Source organism: Symploca atlantica LB2515 (assembly GCF_052546295.1).
Genome location: NZ_JBQWMT010000001.1, coordinates 642041 through 658431 on the forward strand (window position 1 = coordinate 642041; position 16391 = coordinate 658431).

The window sequence follows — 16391 nt, forward strand, 5'->3', positions numbered from 1 at the left end:
AACAAGACTCCAGTTACCGTGCAATTGATTTTGTTAGATCGGTTTTGCCTTTTTAAACTTTTTCTTGACCAACAGTAGAAATCTCAACCAAGCTTGTGCCGGTTTGTCATAAAAAGTAAAAATGTCCCCGTAAGCGATGTAGGCGTCCTGATGATGAAGCCAATGTTGTTCAGGAGTTGTAATACACAATAGGTTGCAGAGACGCTTAATGGCATCAGGGGTTTGCCACTTAATAATAGAAACGTGTCGCCACACTACGTGAAACTCACCTAACAAAAGACCAAGAACAGTTCCTCCAGGAGATATAGTCCAAAACCAAGGAACAAAAACAAAGTAGGGAAGAGCACCAAGCAATCCATCAAGTAGCACCAGAGGGTTCTTTGTTAATACAGCATAGTGAATAAAGCTGCGATTTTGGCTATGGTGTACTAATGAATGAAATTTGCCGAAAACATGTTCAGGTACGTGATATAGGAAAGTAGAAAGTAAGTCTCCTAGCAGTAGCAATAGTAAAGCTACTAGAGCAATAGCAATAGTTTCCACAACAAAATCCTCACACTAGGGTGCAAGCTTACCAGGGCAAGGTTAAGTATTATTTAGGTATTGGTTAAGTTGTATTTTTGATACTTTTATTTATGATTAACAATAGTGTTTAATTTCTATTGCCTATTAAACAGAAACCCTCAGCAAGGAGCCGAGGGCAGTTACCAGAATGTTAACCATGAAATAACTAATAACATTGTGGATTACTGACAGTGCTTTTAGGTGTTGCTATGATGAAGTTACTGTAAGGAATTGATGAAATTATTAATTTCTGAACTGGGAGAGGGCAAAGGATAAAAAGGATATGCCGTCTAGGCCAACCAGAAAATTTGAAAAAAGTTAGTAAATTGTACCTAACCCATTTTCCAGACGGTAGCATATTATTCAGTAGATATGAGAATATATTCGCCAAAGTAAGATGTGGCTAGTAAAAATGCATTATAGTAGCAAAAAGCTAATTAGCTTAACGGTGATTTTAGCATCTGTAGTGATTAGTTCCTTTGGCTGTAAGAATTCTTCAAAGGATGTACAAGAAAATCAGACAATTTCAACTCTACCAAACTCTCAAACAAGCCCAACTGAACCAGAGAGTCAAGTAGATGCAACTTTACCAGTAACTCCAGTCACTCCAACTAGATCCGCAACTCCAGTTACTCCAACTGCACCACTAACTCCAGTTACTCCCATTGCACCACTAACTCCAACTACTCCCATTGCACCGACAAATCAGGCGGCAAATCCTCAAGTAGTCAGGGAAAATCAGCGTTTAGAGACTGACTCAACTACTGTAGGGAACCCTTTAACTAATCCCTTAGCTAGTTCCCAACTTAATAGTAACGAAAAAGTGAATAAAACGCAGAATTTTAGTATCACAAACTTGCCGGACGGTAATTATTTTTATGGTGAATCTCCCCAATCAGATGAACCGGGCAAGAAGTATTTAATTTTTAGAAAAACTGGTAACCTTATTGCAGGGCAGAAGTACTTATTTCAAACTGATGATAGTATTTGCTTTCAAGGAATAGCTGAAGCGACTACGATTGATAACGTGGAAATCGCTTACTTTGAACCATCTAAAGAAGGATTAAAATGGTACTTCGAGCAAGAGCAACCTATACCAATAAGTGGACTACATCAAATAGATTTTGCTAAAGCTCCCCAATTGTCCACTGCTAATATGCAAGAATGCCTTAAGGTCTTTCAGGAGAAAAATTAGTGACCTAGAGATTGGGTCATTGTTCAAAGGATCAAGGTGTTAAGTTATAAGTATTTGGTCGTAGGTGTGGTAAACCCCTAACACTTGTATCTCAGGGAGTTAAAATCTTTTGTAATTAGTATTTGCCAGGTTTTTTGTAGTAATTGGGTGCTGGAAATAGTTGTTGATGAAAAATTACGATTGGATTGTAGTGGGTGGCGGCATTACGGGTGCAGCACTGAGTTACGAACTGGCAATTAAGGGTTTCCAAGTTTTACTCTTGGAAAAAACAGCGACTCCTGATAATGCTACTCGTTATAGCTACGGTGGGCTAGCTTATTGGTCAGGTACTTCGGAATTAACACGACTGCTGTGTCAAGAGGGGAAAGCAATTCATCAGAGTTTATCAGAAGAATTAGACACTGATACTCAGTTTCGGGAACTAGATTTACTATTAACAATTGACCCTAATGACAGTCCCCAGGTAATGGCAGATCAGTACAGCCGATTTGCTAATCCTCCAAGACTTCTGAGTATTGAGGAAGCCTGCGAAATCGAACCCTTGCTAAATCGAAATGCGATCGCAGCAGCCCTCACTGTCCCCCATGGACATATTAATCCCGAAAAAACTGCCCAAGGCTATATTGAAGCCTTCCGTCGCGCTGGGGGTGAGGTGCAAATTGCCCCAGTCACGGAATTGCTTCGCGTTGGTGACCAAATCCAGGGAGTGAAAACTCCCGATTCAATCTATCACGCGGCTAACACTGTTGTCTGTGCTGGTGGACTCAGCCGTGGTTTACTCAAAGCAGCTGGGATTGATATCCGCTTGTATTTTACTCATGCCGAAATGATTGAAATTCCCAGTGTAAACTTTAGATTGCAGACTATAGTAATGCCAGCTGATACTAAAAGATTTCAACTGGAAGCTAAAGCTAGTACACCAGAAATAGAGCCTTTATGGAATGAGTCAGGTCATGAACCAGTACCACCAATTTTAGATGCTAGCATAGTTCAATTTATTGACGGTAGTTTGCGAATTGGTCAAATCAGTCGTGTAATTACTGACCCTGATGCTAAAGTAGCATCTGCTAATAGTGAAGCAGCAATTCGTGCAGCGGTGCAGAAGGTTTTACCTGCTGTAGAAAAAGTTCCGGGAAGTTGGCACAATTGCCTAGTGGCTTTTAGTAATAATTCTCTTCCTGTGGTTGGGGCTATCAGTAACCTGGAAGGTGTTTATGTTTTCTCTGGATTTACTAATCCGTTAGTATTTGTGCCACCTTTAGCCAAGCACTTTGCTAACTGGGCTACTGGGCAGGAAGATCAGATTATTGCTCAATTATCGCCTGTAAGTTAATCAAACCAGACTGGAGAACGGCACAGATTTCCGACATCGACATTCTTTTGATTTTCCTGGAGGAATTCTACGAAGTCGATATTTATTAAAGATTACTGCATAGTAGGTGCTTTTGTTCTTTTTTCAGGGTACTAAATGACTCATCACGTTCTTAAGGCTAGTTGTCAAACGGTTCATTTAGGTGGTTTTTCTCATCAGTTGGAACCTGCATTAATTATTACTTCAGGTGATGTAATTGAAGTAGAAACTTACACGGGTTTCTATCTTTATAAGCAAGCACCGCCGGATTTTTTAACGCCTGAGTTTTTGGAGATTTGCCAGCATTTACCCCCACAACGTAAAGTTGGGCCAGGGCCACATTTACTCACCGGGCCAATCTACGTGGAAAATGCTGCACCGGGAGACGTACTGGAAGTGAAGTTAGAAGCTATCTCACCCCGTTTACCTGTAGGTTTTAATGCGATTCGTCCAGGATGGGGCGCTTTACCTCAACAGTTTACCGAACCAAGGCTGCGTTTTATCCCCTTAGATTTAGAAAAAGGCGTTGCCGAATTTCCTAATGGCAGTGGTATTGAGATTCCTCTGCGGCCATTTTTTGGTATCCTCGGCACTGCTACAGCCGAAACTGGCCGTTCTTCGGTTCCTCCTGGTAATTATGGCGGCAATATTGACAATCGAGAACTACAAGCGGGTTCCAGAATTTTCTTGCCAGTTTTTGTCCCCGGTGGTTTACTCTCTATAGGAGACGGACATTCTGCTCAAGGAGATGGTGAGATTGATGTTACGGCAATAGAAACTTCGATGAATGGCACTGTGCAGGTAAATCTTCGTCAGGATTTGCCCTTGACATCTCCTCTGGCAGAAACACCAACTCACATCATTACTATGGGATTTGGAGAAACTCTGGATCAGGCTTTTGAATTTGCCCTTAAGCAGATGATTTCTTTTTTAGAAAAGTTTGTCGGTTTAACGGCGGAAGATGCCTATGTCTTATGTTCTCTCACTGTCAATTTTCATATTACCCAGGTAGTCAATCGTCCTCACAAAGGTGTTCACGGTATGCTACCTAAGTCAGTACTGCCAAGGGTAATCGAGTTATGAAGTCTACCAGCTTGTTGATTTTTGCCAGTGCTGGCTTATTTGCAGGTATTCTTGCCGGTTTTTTGGGTATTGGCGGCGGCACGGTTCTTGTACCTTTATTGGTGGCGTTAGGATATCAGCCTGTGCAAGCTGTTGCTACTAGCACTCTCTCAATTCTAATTACAGCGACTTCCGGCAGTATTCAGAACTGGCGGATGGGGTATATTAACTTCCGCAATGTGGCAACTATCGGCTTTCCTGCTTTAATTACAGCGCAAATTGGAGCTTATTTAGCAGAGTTATTTACTGATTACTGGTTACTAGTCGCATTTGGTATTCTTTTATTAGTTAATATCTACCTAGTTCAACTACGCAAGCGCCTGAAAGCGAGAGAGGAAGAAAGTAGCAAACAAACTCAAGAATCGGGAGTTAAAGCTAATGTTGCCAGAATCGCCACTGGCAGTGCCGCCGGTTTACTAGCAGGTTTATTTGGTGTGGGTGGAGGTGTGATTATGGTGCCACTACAAATGCTGCTGCTAGGAGAAAAGATTAAAGTAGCAATTCAGACAAGTTTAGGTGTAATTGTGATTACTTCAATTTCCGCTTGTTTAGGTCATGCTTTGCGTGGTAATGTTTTATGGGTTGAGGGATTGCTGTTGGGGTTTGGTGGTCTTTTTGGCGTACAAATTAGTACCAGATTTTTGCCAAAATTACCTGATAAATTCGTGAGTTTTGCTTTTCGTATGCTCTTAGCAATTCTGTCAGTTTATGTTTTCTGGCAAGCGTGGCAAAATTATCAAGGTGCGGGGAGATAATATTAATTTGCTAAAAGTAGGTTGTAAGGAGTAATAAGCATGCCCTTGAGCGGAGTGAAGGGTAATAAGCATGCCCTTGAGCGGAGCGAAGGGTAATAAGTAATGTGTCTATTACTTGAATTTTGACTTAATGATTATTACTTAGAAAAAATATTGGTAGCAACTCTAAATGAAATTGCTATAAACAACTACTGTTTGAGTTATTTCCTTCAAAATGGCTGGTAGCGTAGCGAAAAGTACAAGCCATTATCTTGCAGTGAATTGCCCCGTCTATCTGCATTAACCAAGGGGATGCCATAGTCGAGACGCAGATTCCAATCAGAACCAATCAGCCAGTTTAAGGCTACTCCCACACCAGCAATTGTACCTGGATCGGGGTCAGGATCTCGATTATTCCAGACAATACCAAGATCGAAAAAAGGCACTAGTTGCAATCTTTCTGGATTTGAGGTTAAGGGAAGACGAACTTCCACTGAACTGATAATGCCGTTATCACCAACTAGCTGATTTTGTCGATAACCTCTGACAGTATCTACCCCGCCAATACCAAACTTTTCTATGGAGAGCAAAGAATCGGGTGTTAATTGAGTACCGATTCGTGCTAATATTGTGTTTCTAGGTGATAATCGCTGCACCCACTGAAATTGTCCAATCCAAGAGAAAAATTGCCCATCAGTATCAGAGTCGGTAATTGTGGCACCAAAAGCATCTATGCCTAGACTGAACTGAGAACGGGCGGCGAATACTCGTTGAGCGTTACGATCTAGCCAGTCTTGATAAAACCGGATAATTGTTGCGTTAGACTCACCATCTTCTGGGGCACCTTGTTGAAAGGTAAAAGGATCCCCTTCGAGAAAGGTTTGTCGGCGTCGTAACTCTAAGGCTAAGCCAAGGGCAAATTCCTTTTCTGGTGATCTGGTGAGAGGCTGACGGAAACCGAGGGAAAAAGTACTGGTTTTGCTTTCAATATCTAAATCTCGGAATCGTTTTTCGATAACGGTACTATCTCCTTCACTATAGCTTAGATTAAAAGTGCCGTTAAGGCCATTAACAGGGATAGTGTAGTTAATACCATAAATATCGAGTCCATCAGTAATACCGTACTCAGCACTGAGGCGATCGCCAAAACCTAGCAAGTTTTCGTGAGTTGCTCCCAGGCTAACTTGTGCCGAACCAATGCTGGGAGATTGGCTATTAGCCACACCGACGCCACTGTGAAAGGCTGGGGCTTCGATGAGTTTTATCTGTAAAATATTACTACCAGGAGTAGCACTAGCAGTCAATTCGGCATTGAGTTGCTCGATTAGAGGGTCAAGTTGCAATAGTTGCAGTGCTTCTTCTAATTTTTGCCGATTTAAAGGAGTCTTCGTTGCGATCGCAATTCGCTGGCGCACATAGCCTGGTTGTAAGTGTTCTAGACCACTAATATTAATTTGTTCTACTTTACCCTCAACTACTTTTATTTGTACTAAACCAGAGTTAAGAGGTTGATTATTGAGTAAAAATGCTCCAGAGGTAACATAGCCGTTGTCAAAGTAAAGCTGAGTAATTTTAGAACGGAGTTCTATTAACTCTTCAAAAGTTGCCTCACTATTCTCGATTGGTGCTATTAATTCGGCAATTTCTGCTTGCAAAACAGTATTACCTAGCACTTCCACTTGTTTAATTAAAAAGCGATCTGTGCTTTGCTGCTCCGCACCATGCTTACGCAAATGCTGCAGCCCTTCGCTATCGCTAGTGGGATTCTCAATCTCTGCTGGTGGGGAAGGGGTTGGCAGATTGAGTTCCGGTGGTACTTGAAGAGATTCTGGGACAATAGGAGGAAAGGTATCAGGGGGGTTGGGAATCGTTTGTTCAATCGTTTCAGGTAAGTTTGTAGGAAGTGGAGTGTCTGGTGGTGATTGAGATAGCGCACTGGAAGCTAGGCTAACTGTAGCAATATTAAAGACGGAAATTGTTATTATTTTCAATGGGGGATACGCCTGTATAACATCTTCAGTAAAGATAATATTGGCTAAACAAAAATAAATCACTTACTCTTTCTGCCAAGTTGATTACTTAAAGTAGACAAGCCGATTGCACAAAACTGAAAATAGGCTGATGTTCTCAATTTTCGTTTACCCTCCTCAGTTCCTCTTGATCGAACGGGGAGCGATTAAAGAATATGTGCCAAACTGAAACTCAATTGGTATTATATGTTAATGCTCAGGACATTCTCGACTGAGCACTAACTCTCCATTAGGCAGTCGGTAAACTCCTTGGGGTTCAATAATCGGGTCACCTTCCTGCCATGTGCGAGATGGTGGAGTGCCGGATTCTGAGGGTATGTTGCGTATTGTCCCCAGAGGGAAAATGGAAGTTTGGGCATCTCCAGGACGTTCTGCAAAGCCGCCAGTACCCGTGATATAGAAGGCGCTCTCTGGTTGTTCAGTGCGGGCAATACAGCTAGAGGCGATTAACTCATCGGAGTCAATCAGATTATCTCTTACTGGAGTAATACCATTTTGGATGGCACTCACGTCAGGTAAATCAATGTTTCCCTCTACCCCACCACTGGCATTAACATCAACGCGATCATTGTCATCGAGGGTAAAGGGGTTAGTTCCTGGGGGTGCTGGTTGGAAGTTCTCACCGAAGAATGCGGGAGTATTGAGGGTAATATCTCCTCCTCTGCCATCTTGGGCAAAGGCAAGGATATCGCTATCATCGAAGGCAATAACTGAGTCAGCAGTTACGGTAATATTACCGCCTCCACCAACGCCACTGAAGACACTGGTAGCGATGTCGGAGTCACCGTAGAGACGGATATTTTCTGCTTCAATGGTGATAGCACCTCCGGCGGATAGAGAGGAAGAGGTATCGATGTTACTGTCAGTAGCGCTTAAGAGTCCGTTAACAGTAATGATGATGTTACCCGTGTTGCCTGTTCCTAGACTTGCAGCAGCTAAAGAACTCTGGTTATTAAGTAACACCCTGTCTGATGCTAAGACTTTCAAATTGCCTCCTGCACCTTCATTGACAGTACCAGTAGAGACTAATGCACCATCGCTGACAAGTAACTGACCCGTCTCAATGGTTACCTCTCCGGCATCTCCTTTGCCGTCGGATATAGAACCCAAAAAGCTGGGAAGTCCATCATTAGTACCTGTGACTTCTACGCTATCAGAAACCAAGACTCTCAAATTGCCTCCCGCACCTTCATTGGTAGTGCTAGTAGAGACAAATGCCCCATCGCTGACAAGTAACTGACCCGTCTCAATGGTTACCTCTCCGGCATCTCCTTTGCCGTTGGATATAGAACCCATACGCTGGGAACCAGTACGCTGGGAAGTTCATCATTGGTACCTATGACTTCTACTCTGTCAGAGGCAAAAACTCTCAAATTACCTCCTGCACCTTCATTGGCACTGCTAGTAGAGACAAATGCCCCATCACTGACAAGTAACTGCCCCGTCTCAATGGTTACTTCTCCGGCATCTCCTTTGCCTCCAGATTCAGAACCCAGGCTGCTGCGAAGTCCATTATTAATACCTGTGACTTCTACCCTGTCAGAAGCCAAGACTCTCAAATTGCCTCCTGCACCCTCATTGGCACTGCTAGTAGAAACTTGTCCCCATCGCTGACGAGTAAGTGTCCCGTCTCAATGGTTACCTCTCCGGCATCTCCTTTGCCTCCAGATTCAGAACCCAAAAAGCTGGGAGACACATCATTAGTACCTGTGACTTCTACCTTATCAGAGACCAAGACTCTCAAATTGCCTCCTGCACCTTCATTGGCAGTGCTAGTAGAGACTACTGCCCCATCGCTGACGAGTAAGTGTCCCGTCTCAATGGTTACCTCTCCGGCATCTCCTTTGCCTGAAGATTCAGAACCCAGGACGCTGCGAAGTCCATCATTAGTGCCTGTGACTTCTACCCTATCAGAGACTAAGACTTTCAAATTGCCTCCTGCACCTTCATCAAAAGCGCTAGTAGAGACTTGCGCCCCATCGCTGACAAGTAAGTGTCCCGTCTCAATAATTACCTCTCCGGTATCTCCTGTGCCTTGAGATTGAGAACCCAGAAAGCTGCGAAGTTCATCATTAGTGCCTGTGACTTCAGTGCCTGTGACTTCTACCCTCTCAGAGGCTAAGACTCTCAAATTGCCTCCTGCACCCTCATTGAAAGTGTTAGTAGAGACTTGTGCGCCATCGCTGACAAGTAACTGCCCTGTCTCAATAGTTACCTCTCCGGCATCCCCTTTGCCGTAAGATTCAGAACCTAGAAAACTGCTAAATCTATCATTAGTGCCTGTGACTTCTACAGTGCCTGTGACTTCTACCTTATCAGAGGCCAAGACTCTCAAATTGCCTCCTGCACCTTCATCAAGAGTGCTAGTAGAGACGAATGCCCCATCGCTAACGAGTAACTGCCCCGTCTCAATGGTTACTTCTCCGGCATCTCCTTTGCCTCCAGATATAGAACCCAGTAAGCTAGAAGACCCATTATTAATACCTGTGACTTCTACCCTGTCAGAAGCCAAGACTCTCAAATTACCTCCTGCACCTTCATTGACAGCGCTAGTAGTCACTACTGCACCATCGCTAACGAGTAACTGCCCTGTCTCAATAGTTACCTCTCCGGCATCTCCTTTGCCGTCAGATATAGAGCCCAGGCTGCTGGGAAGTTCATCATTAGTACCTGTGACTTCTACCCTATCAGAAGCCAAGACTCTCAAATTGCCTGCTGCACCTTCATTGGTAGTGGTAGCAGAGACTCTTGCCCCATCGCGCACTAGCAAGCGCCCTGTCTCAATCGTTAAACTTCCTCCGGTTCCTGAACCCAAGACAGCAGTTCTTAGCTGCGAACCATCACTCACAACCACCTCTTCTGTAGTGCCTACCACCACCTCTCCACCATCTTGTTCCCCCAAGGTATTAGCGAAAATGTCCGAATCTTCTATCACCTCCAACCGCGCACCCCGAATCTGAATATCTCCACCTCCCTCTCCACTAGCATCGACAAACGCCCCCTCCGACAACAAAATATTCCCCAACTCACTAACCGAGTCATACCCCAGTACCAAGCGGTTCCCTGTCTGAGTTATACTCACTTCCCCACCACCCGCCACACTGCCAAGTTCAATGCGTCCCCCTGCTGCTGTCAGATTCCCTCCCTCTAGCACCACATCTCCTCCCACCAGTCCTAGAGTTTCACCTGCTGGTACTTGTAATCCTGGAGGGCCACCCAGTGAATTTGGCTGACCAATTGAACTTACTGCCTGGGATTGATTGATAATTGGTTGAGCAATCATCTCCCTAAACCAAAACACTGAGGGACTAATTGTCAGTAAATTACTTGAAGCTGGTTGTGAAGCACTAAATAATCCCCCATCACCCAACCTGACTGCATCCGCAGTAGTCCCCAAAAAGGAACCACCGACATCCAAACTGGAATTAGGGCCAAAAATAATCCCATTAGGATTAATCAAAAACAAATTCGCCTCACCCAACACCCCCAACCGACCAAAGATATTAGAAGGATTCCCACCTGTAACGCGAGAAAGAATATTTTCTATCCCATCAGGATTAGCAAAATCTACCCCTCTACCTTCACCGATATTAAATTCTTCAAAACTGTGAAATAGATTAGCTCCACGAGCCGCACCACCATCAATGCGGTCATTAAGTTGGTCAACAGGAGTAACTACAGAACTTTCAGCACCTAAGGTATTATCTGGCGTAATTTGAGCAAGGGAGGGATGTTTAGGAAATGAAATTAACGCACTAGCCAAAGAAATTGCTAAGCCCCACTGCCAATACAGACTAATATAGTTACTTTTCATCACCAGGTTTCTTAGAAATTAGAGCGGTTTTCACTTAAGTAGATTGTCTCTAACTGCTGCCCTCTTTCTTCTTACTCCAAACCGACAGCCTTGTGCCATTCTTAGTAAGCCCCAAAACCTGCCAAGGGTTTAAACCCTTGGCGGGTCATCAAACTTACTGAGCATGAGTGAAAATCTCAGTTCAAACCAAGAGCATAGTACTTTATTCCCAAGCAAACCACTCTAGATGTACCAAAATTTAACACTTAGAAAAAGCTAACATCACTAATTAACTTGACATACTCCTTAAGCTGCTTTTGCACCCAAGTTTCAAACAATTCATTCAGCAGACGCTGTCGCATTGGTTCATCTAACTGCGCTGGAATAAACTTTTCTAGTCGCAAAATTATTAGCCATTCTCCGAAGGGAATAGGCGGCCAAAGTTGACCTGGTTTGCTAATACTGAGCATTTCAGCCAAAGGTACAGGAGGACGGCTTAATTCAACCGGACCAGTCAACCCACCCGTTATTGCCTCCGGTCCCTGAGAATACTCACTAGCCACCTCGGTAAAAGATTGCTCCCTTTCCTCAATCCGGAAATAGAGTTCTTGAGCAACACCCATATCTTTAACCCGAATTAGGGAATAGATCACCTGATCTAATTGTTTCTTACGACTAAGAAAGTAAGACTTCAGTTTATGTCCCCAAGTTACTTGCTTAAACTTCTCAACTTTAAGCGATCGCGTGATCATCTGTTCCAAACTTTCTTGATTCATCCCATGACATTTCAGCCAGTTTTGACGAGCAACTTCTGAAGTCAACTGATGTTGTATGTAAAACTGCTGATAAGCATTGGCAGTTTCCTCAGAGGTGCATTGAATCCGCTCGATAGCCTGGTCAATAATCCGCTCACGCCAGAATTGAGGTAGCATTTGGTAACTTGCTAAGAGGGGAATAATTCCCGATTCAGAAAAAGTTTGGTTATCAGTTTCTAAAGCTACGGACATATCTAAAACCTCCGATTTGTTAAAGTTTATGGGTGTTGTCTCATCAGAGAATACTTAATGTCAGTCGAACTTACTAGCTAGGTCTGAGGCTACTGAATAAAGGTGAAATAGCCACCATCAAGACTCAAATCCGAAGTAGTTCGCACAATGGCAATCAGTTCATCTGGTTGTCCAAAAGGCTGTTCAAGAAATATGCCCATGCCATTTGGTGAACCGAAAGGAGATGCACCTAAGATATAGTCATCTGGTGAACCTACCAATTGGATCGTGTCTTGGTCAGCATTAAAATCAGTAATTAAGGCATAGTCACTATTGCCAAAACTGTCATAGTAAGCCTGACTATTTAGATTACCTGGAAAGCTCGATGCTGTATTATTGCGGTAGTCAGTCGCCAATCCCAAAGCGAAAGTATCTTGTCCCTCTCCACCCGTGAGTGTATCTATTTGGGGGGAAACAAATTGGTCATAGGGATAACTGGAATTGCTCGAATAGGCACCATCTAAAAAGTCATCACCGCTACCGCCATCCAGAGAATCGTAGCCATTACCACCAAACAGGTAGTCGTTATCATTACCTCCAACTAAAGAGTCGTTGCTGTTGCCACCGCTAAGAAAGTCATTGCCATTGTCACCAGTAAGAGAGTCATTACCACTATCTCCCGATAAAGAGTCATTACCCCTACCTCCAGACAAAAAGTCATTACCCCTACCTCCAACTAAAGAGTCATCCCCACCACCTCCAGATAAAGAGTCATTGCTACTACCTCCAACTAAAGAGTCGTTGTCATCACTACCCTGAAGTTGCAGAGGAAATATCGTATTTCTAGTGGTTTCTGATTCTACAGTTTCAGACCAAGGAAAGGGAAATGGAGGCAAATTTAGATAATCTATTTCCGAAACTATAATATATTTAGCCATTGGTTTACCTCAAATTAACAGTATGGCGAATCACTTTTACGTTTAGGAACTTGGTTGCTGTTCCTTTGAGTTACAGAATAAAAGAACAGAATTGTTATTGCATTGACCTTGGCTGCCAATTTGTTTGGTAATTTCAGATAACTCGGTTGCATAACTCTGCCATTTTGATGACAGAATTATGCAAGATATAGCGTTTCCTAGTCTCGTGAGGTACGTTCTTAAGCTTCAAGTCCCCCTTGATAAGGGAGATTTAGGGGGTCTCACTCTACCTCACATGAGAGAGAACCGCTATACTACTCTGCGGATTTTTTAGCTTATGTTTAAATAACACAGCTACTTCAAGAACTGCTGTACTGCAAAATAAACAAGAAAGCCTCCGGTAAGTACCAGAGGCTCCATCGCTCTATCTCTACGTAGAAGCAACCTACAGATGTCTATTAGTATTTGAAGTCATCTCAAGGAAAGTTATTTGTCCAACATTTTTAGACATTAGTAAACGCTGATATCGTAGTAGCCAGTTGAACTAGGACCAGCACTAGTGACTATGGCATAATAGGAATCTTGGTCACCAAAAACAGGAGTGAATGAAAGCTGTGAGTTTGTAGCACCACCTCCATTATCGTCATAGCCGACAAACTCATTCGTACTTGCGTTGTAGATGTACAAAGAGGTATCAAAATTATTGGAATTCAGGCTAATGTTGAGTTCATAACCAGGAGCTACATTAGTTATTTGGTAAAAATCATAGTAATGGCCTGTGGTCGGGTCGTAGATGTCGCCATACCCGCCCAATTGATCTGAAACGGTGGAATTAACACCAATATAATTGGTTGACATGATTCGTGGCTCCTTGTTTTAATTAGTTTGATTTTTCAGAAACTAGTGATGTGTTCTTGTCGCTTGGACTCTGTAACCGTCCGATTAATTAATACAATAAATAAAAAATCTGGGTAATGCATTCACCCTTCCTGCACAATCTCTTGCCAAGCTTGGATAAACCTATTGCACAATTAAGCTGCTGCTGTTGCAGAAAACTGCAAGGGAAAAAATAATCAATAAAAAAGAGGCTCTATTTCTGAGTCTCTCGTCAATTCCTATTCCTTTTTTTTATACTTAAGGTGAGAACCCCGATTTATCTAAGAAGTCGGGGTTCTGAAGCGCTAACATATTGCTCTTTTGTCACTCTAGGCAGAGGAAAAGTGGAAATCGGTCTGGAATAGCTCCAGGAAATCGATTGATACTCTTGGCAATATTCATCTATTACTCGCGGGTGGTAACATCAACGGGCAAGCCGACTGAATGATCAAAGAATCCTCGTGCCTTTGGGCTGGGGAGTGTCAAAAAGCCAATATATTGCTGATTGAAGGCAAAGAAGCTAACTCTTGCACCTCCTGAGTGTGCGTAGCTTCCACTGAATAAGGCATTAACTGCACAGCACAAGCTTTAAGTTCCGGTTGTCCAGAATCTGGGCAAGCTTCTGGGTGAGTAAGAGCATTAGCTTCAGCATCGTCTGCCCAAAGCGCCCCCCAATGCATCGGCACAAATACCGTCCCTGGCGCGATCGCTTTGGTAACTTTAGCGGGAAATTTAGCTTTGCCTCGACGCGATCGCACTTCTACCAACTCAGCGTCTTGAATGCCCAGCCGTTGAGCATCACGGGGGTGAATTTCTATAAAGGGAGCCGGGTGCATCTGCGAAGTTTTCTCAATTCGCCCCGTACGGGTTTGGGTGTGCCAATGGCCGTAGAGTCTGCCAGAGGTCAACACAAAAGGATACTCTTCATCGGATGGCTCTGCCAATCCCCGTGAATGATCAGCCCCAAACTGCGCCCTGCCATCAGCAGTAGGGAAACGGAGGTCAGTATAGAGGCGCTGCTCACTACTACCACCTGCCTCAGAACATGGCCACTGAATTGGCCCTTGCTGCTGTAAATGTTGATGACTAATACCAGTCATCTCGCAAACACGACCACGAGTCAACTGGACAAACTCAGCATACACCTGAGCCGCATTAGCAAAATTGAACTGTTCCGTAAAACCCAAGCGTCGCCCCACTTCAGCAAAGATTTCCCAATCCGCCTTAGCTTCCCCCGGTGGGTTGCGGAAACTAGGGCAAAGAGTAACGACTCGCTCTGAGTTAGTCATCGTACCCGTTTTCTCGCTCCACTGAGCCGCAGGCAGTAGAACATGAGCATAAGCTGCGGTTTCCGTGGGATAGTAAGCATCCTGATAAACAGTAAAGGGAGACTGCTTAAGCGCCGCCTTAGTACGCTCCAAGTCAGGCATACTGACCGCAGGGTTAGTCGCAGCAATCCACAACAAACCGACTCCTCCCTCCTCTAAACCTGTGATCATCTCCCAAGCACTGCGACCAGGAAATGCTGAGATTTGTCCCGGTTTTAGTCCCCAGAACTCCTCCACTTCTCGACGATCTTGGGAATTCTTCACCAACCGATAACCAGGTAAGATGTGAGCCAGTCCTCCAGCTTCTCGCCCTCCCATCGCGTTAGGTTGGCCAGTAAGAGAGAAAGGGCCAGCCCCTGGTTTACCGAGGTTCCCGGTCATCAGATGCAGGTTAATTAGAGTTCTTACCTTAGCTGTACCTTCTGAGGACTGGTTAATGCCCATCGACCATAAGGAAAGGACTCGCCCAGATTTTCCCCAGTAACGGGCAGCCGTCTCTAGTTGCTCTAAGCTGATGTCGCACTTGCGTGCTACTAATTCCGGTGAATAGTGGCGAATCACCTCAGCATAAGCAGGAAAACCCGCCGTACATTCATCAATAAACAGAGTGTCCATCAAACCCCAACGCATCAGTAGATGGGCGATGCCGTTAAGTAGGTCAATATCAGTACCTGGTCGAATTGCCAGATGTAAGTCCGCAGCTTCGGCAGTTTGCGTACGACGGGGGTCAACCACAATCATTTTGACGTGGCGGTTCTTTTTGTGGTGCTTGCGTAGACGATTAAAGACTATCGGGTGACACTCTGCGGCATTAGTGCCAATCAAAAAAGCACAGTCTGTTAGTTCCAGATCTTCGTAGCAACAGGGGGGGCCATCAGAGCCAAAACTCTGGATATACCCAGACACGGCCGAAGACATACACAAGCGGGAGTTGGCATCAAAGTTATTAGTGCCAAGACAGCCTTTAATCAATTTCTGGGCAATGTAGTAGTCCTCTGTCTGGAACTGCCCAGAACCATACATACAAATAGCTTCTGGCCCTTGAGTAAAACGCACAGTTTGAATGCGGTTGACAATGCGATCCAAAGCTTCATCCCAACTAGCACGCTGGAAAGGTTCGTCGAGAGAGTCCCTAACTAGGGGATACTTGAGGCGGTCTTTATCTAGAGATTCACTGACCGTGGCACCTTTGACGCAGACTTGACCAAGACTTGAAGGATGGTGGCGATCGCCCCGCACCCGCCAGATGGGATTGCCCTGCCTATCTCGATTGGTGGCTTTACCAACCACAGCCGGTGGCGAAACTTCTAAGCCGCAGCCTACCCCACAGTAAGGGCAGAGGGTTTTGGTTGGTTCAGTCATAATCACTCCCTGATGATGGTGCTTTGTGAGTGAGAAGGTTTGTTAGCACAGCCTTTCCTGGAGGAGTAGAAAGTAATGTGCTAACTTGCAGCAAACTTTGAGGAAGTTAGATCAATTTCATTGACAGTGGCTA

Annotated in this window: 13 protein-coding genes; 4 read left to right on the forward strand and 9 right to left on the reverse strand. The window is 44.2% G+C overall.

Translation table 11 applies throughout. The features are described 5' to 3' along the window. Window positions 1-33: 33 nt before the first annotated feature. Window positions 34-543: a sterol desaturase gene (locus ACT7WV_RS02765; protein ID WP_445101429.1), complete on the reverse strand. Its 510-nt coding sequence runs from the start codon at window positions 541-543 to the stop codon at window positions 34-36. A gap of 433 nt (window positions 544-976) precedes the next feature. Here ACT7WV_RS02765 and ACT7WV_RS02770 point away from each other — a divergent pair, with 433 nt between their 5' ends. From ACT7WV_RS02770 to ACT7WV_RS02785, 4 genes are all read left to right on the forward strand, one after another. After that, window positions 977-1759 (forward strand): hypothetical protein, encoded by a 783-nt coding sequence (locus ACT7WV_RS02770; protein ID WP_445101430.1) that lies wholly within the window; start codon window positions 977-979, stop codon window positions 1757-1759. Between the two features lie 166 nt (window positions 1760-1925). Next, on the forward strand, window positions 1926-3092 hold the full coding sequence (locus tag ACT7WV_RS02775; protein ID WP_445101431.1) for an NAD(P)/FAD-dependent oxidoreductase: 1167 nt from the start codon (window positions 1926-1928) through the stop codon (window positions 3090-3092). A gap of 135 nt (window positions 3093-3227) precedes the next feature. Then, window positions 3228-4193 (forward strand): acetamidase/formamidase family protein, encoded by a 966-nt coding sequence (locus ACT7WV_RS02780; RefSeq protein WP_445101432.1) that lies wholly within the window; start codon window positions 3228-3230, stop codon window positions 4191-4193. After that, window positions 4190-4987 (forward strand): sulfite exporter TauE/SafE family protein, encoded by a 798-nt coding sequence (locus ACT7WV_RS02785; protein ID WP_445101433.1) that lies wholly within the window; start codon window positions 4190-4192, stop codon window positions 4985-4987. The genes ACT7WV_RS02780 and ACT7WV_RS02785 overlap by 4 nt, the downstream gene beginning before the upstream one ends. Before the next feature lie 209 nt (window positions 4988-5196). Here ACT7WV_RS02785 and ACT7WV_RS02790 read toward each other — a convergent pair whose 3' ends face one another. From ACT7WV_RS02790 to ACT7WV_RS02825, 8 genes are all read right to left on the reverse strand, one after another. Further along, window positions 5197-6957 (reverse strand): ShlB/FhaC/HecB family hemolysin secretion/activation protein, encoded by a 1761-nt coding sequence (locus tag ACT7WV_RS02790; protein WP_445101434.1) that lies wholly within the window; start codon window positions 6955-6957, stop codon window positions 5197-5199. Between the two features lie 228 nt (window positions 6958-7185). Then, window positions 7186-8292 (reverse strand): hypothetical protein, encoded by a 1107-nt coding sequence (locus ACT7WV_RS02795; RefSeq protein WP_445101435.1) that lies wholly within the window; start codon window positions 8290-8292, stop codon window positions 7186-7188. Then, window positions 8250-8546, reverse strand: coding sequence for a hypothetical protein (locus ACT7WV_RS02800; RefSeq protein WP_445101436.1), 297 nt, complete (start codon window positions 8544-8546; stop codon window positions 8250-8252). The genes ACT7WV_RS02795 and ACT7WV_RS02800 overlap by 43 nt, the downstream gene beginning before the upstream one ends. 5 nt (window positions 8547-8551) lie before the next feature. Next, on the reverse strand, window positions 8552-10810 hold the full coding sequence (locus tag ACT7WV_RS02805; RefSeq protein ID WP_445101437.1) for a two-partner secretion domain-containing protein: 2259 nt from the start codon (window positions 10808-10810) through the stop codon (window positions 8552-8554). A gap of 245 nt (window positions 10811-11055) precedes the next feature. Beyond that, the gene (locus tag ACT7WV_RS02810) at window positions 11056-11796 is read right to left on the reverse strand and encodes a peptidylprolyl isomerase (RefSeq protein WP_445101438.1); all 741 of its coding nucleotides are present in this window, start codon (window positions 11794-11796) and stop codon (window positions 11056-11058) included. Window positions 11797-11885: 89 nt separating this feature from the next. Next, complete coding sequence (locus ACT7WV_RS02815; protein ID WP_445101439.1) at window positions 11886-12713, reverse strand: calcium-binding protein; 828 nt, start codon at window positions 12711-12713, stop codon at window positions 11886-11888. A gap of 489 nt (window positions 12714-13202) precedes the next feature. Next, on the reverse strand, window positions 13203-13550 hold the full coding sequence (locus tag ACT7WV_RS02820) for a hypothetical protein (RefSeq protein WP_445101440.1): 348 nt from the start codon (window positions 13548-13550) through the stop codon (window positions 13203-13205). 500 nt (window positions 13551-14050) lie between these two features. Next, window positions 14051-16258, reverse strand: a complete 2208-nt coding sequence (locus ACT7WV_RS02825) for a molybdopterin oxidoreductase family protein (protein ID WP_445101441.1) — start codon at window positions 16256-16258, stop codon at window positions 14051-14053. Window positions 16259-16391: the final 133 nt, after the last annotated feature.

Bases quoted from the DNA above. Each gene is read 5' to 3' on its own strand.
- ACT7WV_RS02770 (WP_445101430.1), top strand. From the start codon at position 977: ATGCATTATAGTAGCAAAAAGCTAATTAGCTTAACGGTGATTTTAGCA.
- ACT7WV_RS02805 (WP_445101437.1), bottom strand. From the start codon at position 10,810: ATGAAAAGTAACTATATTAGTCTGTATTGGCAGTGGGGCTTAGCAATT.
- ACT7WV_RS02820 (WP_445101440.1), bottom strand. From the start codon at position 13,550: ATGTCAACCAATTATATTGGTGTTAATTCCACCGTTTCAGATCAATTG.
- ACT7WV_RS02825 (WP_445101441.1), bottom strand. From the start codon at position 16,258: ATGACTGAACCAACCAAAACCCTCTGCCCTTACTGTGGGGTAGGCTGC.
- ACT7WV_RS02815 (WP_445101439.1), bottom strand. From the start codon at position 12,713: ATGGCTAAATATATTATAGTTTCGGAAATAGATTATCTAAATTTGCCT.
- ACT7WV_RS02810 (WP_445101438.1), bottom strand. From the start codon at position 11,796: ATGTCCGTAGCTTTAGAAACTGATAACCAAACTTTTTCTGAATCGGGA.
- ACT7WV_RS02780 (WP_445101432.1), top strand. From the start codon at position 3,228: ATGACTCATCACGTTCTTAAGGCTAGTTGTCAAACGGTTCATTTAGGT.
- ACT7WV_RS02775 (WP_445101431.1), top strand. From the start codon at position 1,926: ATGAAAAATTACGATTGGATTGTAGTGGGTGGCGGCATTACGGGTGCA.
- ACT7WV_RS02785 (WP_445101433.1), top strand. From the start codon at position 4,190: ATGAAGTCTACCAGCTTGTTGATTTTTGCCAGTGCTGGCTTATTTGCA.
- ACT7WV_RS02795 (WP_445101435.1), bottom strand. From the start codon at position 8,292: ATGGGTTCTATATCCAACGGCAAAGGAGATGCCGGAGAGGTAACCATT.